We start from the raw sequence: 1,653 nt of genomic DNA on the forward strand, positions 1-1,653 counted from the left end.
TCCATCGCGTGGTCCTCAACGTGGCCGGTGTGGTACGCGATGGACCTCCACGTGTTCGAGGGGTCCGTCCGCGCGACGGCGACGGAGCCGAACCCCCTGATCGAGGCGTTCGAGGCCGGCTACGCTGAAGCCGGCGACGGGGACGTCCTCGACCGACTGCGGACGGTGGAGGGGCGCGGGCGGTACCGGTAGCCGGGTCCGCCGGCCCCCTGCGGCGGCGAGCCCGCGACCGAGGAGCCGGTCCCGCCACGATTTATATCCCCGGCGAGCGATGTGCCGGTATGGCAGACAAACCGTCCTCGGGAGAGATACTCGGAATCCCGTACAACTTCGAGCGGCCGAGCCTCGGCCGGCTGCTGTCGTCGTACTGGCAACCTGGCAAGGGGATGCTGGTGGAGAAGCCGTTCGGCATCGGCTACACGCTGAACCTCGCTAACTGGCGGTCGTGGGTCGTCCTCGCGGTCGCCGGCGGGCTCTACTACCAACAGACCCAGTCCGCCGCGGCCGGCGGCGACGGCGACGGCGGCCTCGACGGAGAGGCCGACGACGGCCCCGTCGAAGTGATCGTCGACGACGACTGAGCGCGCCGCCGTCGCGATCCCCGCGGCGACGACCGAGTCCCGCAACCAGTTCTCACGATCGATTTCGGGACGCTGTGTTTTAAATACTGGAACAACGTAAACGGAACAATGAGAGTTCAGTTCGAGTGCTCGTGCTCGGAGGAGATCTCCGAGTTCACCCGCGGAGAGACGAGCCGCGGCGTCCACGTCGAGTGCGGGAACTGCGGGGCCGTGTACGCTGTGACGATCACCGAACTCGACTGACCGGATCGTCTCGCCGGGACTCGCCGCCCCCGTCCAGTCCCCCGGTTTTTCCCGGTCCCGTCGATCGCTCCGTCCCCGTTCGGTCCGCGACCGCCGCGGACTCGAAGCGGAGTCGAACCGTCGTCCCGTCGTCGGTCGTCTCGAACCCGACGGTCCCTCCCTGCGTCTCGCACATCCACTTGACGAGCCAGAGGCCGATGCTGCTCGCGTGCGAGAGCGGCGTCTCCTGTTCCGCGCGCAACACCGCCTGCTCGTCGTCGGGGATCCCCGGGCCGTTGTCCTTGACCTCGAGAGCGGTGGTCGTTCCGTCCTTCTCGACCCGCGCGTCGACCCGACGCGTCGAGCCGTCGTTGTGCGTGACCGCGTTCTCGAACACCTCGCGGACGGGATACTCGACCGATCGATCCGCACGGATCCACGCCTCGGCGGGCGATTCGATCGTGATCGTCACGTCGGGCCCGTCGACCGCCGCCGCCGCGTCCCGGACGGTTTCGACCAGATCGATCCGCCCCTCGGGCGGGTCGGGCGACGCCTCCTCGATGACGCGCAGCTTCTCGCTTATCTCGACGACGTCGTCGGTCGTCGTCCGAATCGTCTCCAGACAGTCCCGGCTCCGCTCGTCCTCGACGCGGTCCGCGAGCAGGTCCGCGTAGCCGCGGATGACGTTGAGGTCGTTGCGGATGTTGTGGCGGAACACGCGACTCAAGACCTGAAGCTGTTGGTTCGAGGTCTCCAGTTCCCGCCGGGCCGCCTCGGCGCGGCGGCGATGGTAGGTCAGCGCGCCGTAGAGGAACAGCGAGGAGACGCCGACGACCGCCCACCCGCTCAC

The 1,653-nt window shown here is 68.4% G+C and carries 4 protein-coding genes; 3 read left to right on the plus strand and 1 reads right to left on the minus strand.

Annotated elements, in window-relative coordinates:
- The 3 genes from DJ73_RS15155 to DJ73_RS21075 form a co-directional block, all read left to right on the plus strand.
- The coding region (locus DJ73_RS15155) for a hypothetical protein (RefSeq protein WP_141212969.1) at positions 1–192 on the plus strand (192 nt) is incomplete at its 5' end.
- Between the two features lie 89 nt (positions 193–281).
- A complete protein-coding gene (locus DJ73_RS15160; RefSeq protein WP_094524101.1) occupies positions 282–581 on the plus strand; it encodes a DUF5808 domain-containing protein in 300 nt (99 codons plus the stop codon).
- A 108-nt stretch (positions 582–689) separates the two neighbouring features.
- Complete coding sequence (locus tag DJ73_RS21075) at positions 690–824, plus strand: hypothetical protein (RefSeq protein WP_254921679.1); 135 nt, start codon at positions 690–692, stop codon at positions 822–824.
- Here DJ73_RS21075 and DJ73_RS15165 read toward each other — a convergent pair.
- Positions 808–1,653, minus strand: an 846-nt coding sequence (locus DJ73_RS15165) for a sensor histidine kinase KdpD (RefSeq protein WP_141212970.1), incomplete at its 5' end; no start/stop codon positions are given. The genes DJ73_RS21075 and DJ73_RS15165 overlap by 17 nt on opposite strands.

Origin of the sequence: Halorubrum sp. Ea1 (assembly GCF_002252965.1) — an archaeon.
Lineage (GTDB): Archaea > Halobacteriota > Halobacteria > Halobacteriales > Haloferacaceae > Halorubrum.